General features: G+C 76.6%; 1 protein-coding gene. It reads left to right on the top strand.

Annotated elements, in window-relative coordinates:
• Positions 1-1,950 (top strand): acyltransferase domain-containing protein (locus I5Q34_RS33020; protein ID WP_199896188.1); only part of this gene is annotated, 1,950 nt, incomplete at both ends.

Genomic DNA, 1,950 nt, shown 5'->3' with positions numbered 1-1,950 from the left:
CTGGCGGGTCGGGGCGGGATGGTGTCCGTCCTGGCGCCGTTGGAGCAGGTGACCGAGCGGCTCTCCGGCGGGTTGCAGGTGGCCGTGGTGAACGGCCCCGAGCAGGTCGTGGTCTCCGGCGGATCGGACGAGCTGGACGCCTTCCTCGCCGCCTGCGAGGCCGACGGCGTCCAGGCCCGCCGCGTCGCGGTCGACTACGCCTCCCACTCGCCACAGGTCGACGAACTGCGCACCGAACTCCTCGACCTCCTGGGGGACATCGAGCCCCGGACGGGTCAGGTCCCGATGGTCTCCACGGTGACGGGCGAGCCGGTCGACACGGCGGTGATGGACGCGGCGTACTGGTTCACCAACCTTCGCGAGACGGTCCGTTTCGACACGGCCCTCCAGCACCTGCTGGACACCGGTCACCGGACCTTCGTCGAGGCCAGCCCGCACCCGGTCCTCGTCGGCGCACTGGCCCGCCCCGGCGTGACCGCCGTGGGCACGCTGCGCCGTGGCGAGGGCGAGCGGGCCCAACTGCTGCGGAACCTGGCCGAGGTGCACGTCGCGGGTGCCGACGTGGACTGGTCGTCCTGGCTGGACGCCGGCCGCCCGGTGGACCTGCCGACGTACGCCTTCCAGCGCCGCCGCTACTGGCTGCCCGCCGGCGCGGCCACCGCCGACGTCGGCTCGGCCGGGCTGGGAGCGGTGCGGCATCCGCTGCTGGGCGCGGCCGTACGACTGGCCAACGGCGACGACACCGTCCTCACCGGCCGCCTGTCCCGCGGTACGCACCCCTGGCTGGAGGACCACGCCGTCTTCGGCACGGTCATCCTCCCCGGCACCGCCTTCGTGGAACTGGCCCTGCGGGCCGGCGAGGAGGTCGGCCGCCCGTCCGTCCGGGACCTGGTCCTGCACGCGCCGCTGTCCCTCCCCGAGCACGGCGAGGTGGACCTCCAGGTGCAGGTGGGCGCCGCCGGCCGGGACGGCGGCCGCCCGGTGGACGTCTACGCCGCCCTCCGCCGGCCCGACGGCACGCCCGAGTGGACCCACCACGCGAGCGCCGTCCTCATCGGGACCGAAGGAACGGACGAGTCCGCGACGCCGCCGGACGGGCCCCTGCGGGGCGCCGTCTGGCCCCCCGCCGACGCCGTCCGGCTCGACGTGACGGGCCACCACGACGCCATGGCGGAGCTCGGCCTGGAGTACGGCCCGGCCTTCCAGGGCCTCTCCGACGTGTGGCGGCTCGGCGACGAGATCCTCGCCCAGGTCACCCTGCCCGGGCGGCAGGCCGAGGAGGCGCCGCGGTTCGGGCTCCACCCGGCCCTGCTGGACGCGGCTCTTCAGGCCGCCGCGGTGGATGCCACCGACGGGCGGGCACCGCTGCCGTTCTCCTTCGGCGCGGTCACTCTGCACGCCCGGGGCGCGACCGGACTGCGCGTCCGCATCGCCCCGGCCGGGGACGACACCTTCACCGTCGAGGCCGCCGACCCCGCCGGAGCGCCCGTCGCCCGGATCGACTCGCTGCTGGTGCGTCCGGTGACGGCCGGCGACCTCGCCGCCCGGGACGGTGGCACGGAGGCGCTGCTGGCCGTCGAATGGGAGGAGTACGACGGCGCCACCGCCGCCGAACCCGCCCCGGAAGCGACCCTGTTGAGGGTCACCGACCCCGGCCCGGACGCCGGCGACGTCGTGACCCGCACCCGGGCCGTGCTGCACGAGGCGCTGCACGGGCTCCAGCGGTGGCTGGCGGAGGACCGGCCCGCCGGGGAGCGGCTGGTGGTGCTCACCCGCGGTGCCGTCCTGACCGGCGCCGAGGGCCCGGACGCGGAAGCCGACCTCGTCCAGGCCCCGGTGTGGGGCCTGGCACGGTCCGCCCGCACGGAGAACCCCGGCCGCGTCGTCCTCGTCGACCTCGACGGCCCCGGCCTCGACGGCCCCGGCCTCGACGGCCCCGGCCTCGACGGC

The sequence above is a fragment of the Streptomyces sp. AV19 genome, assembly GCF_015999245.1.
GTDB lineage: Bacteria > Actinomycetota > Actinomycetes > Streptomycetales > Streptomycetaceae > Streptomyces.
This window is presented reverse-complemented; position numbering and strand designations above follow the sequence as displayed.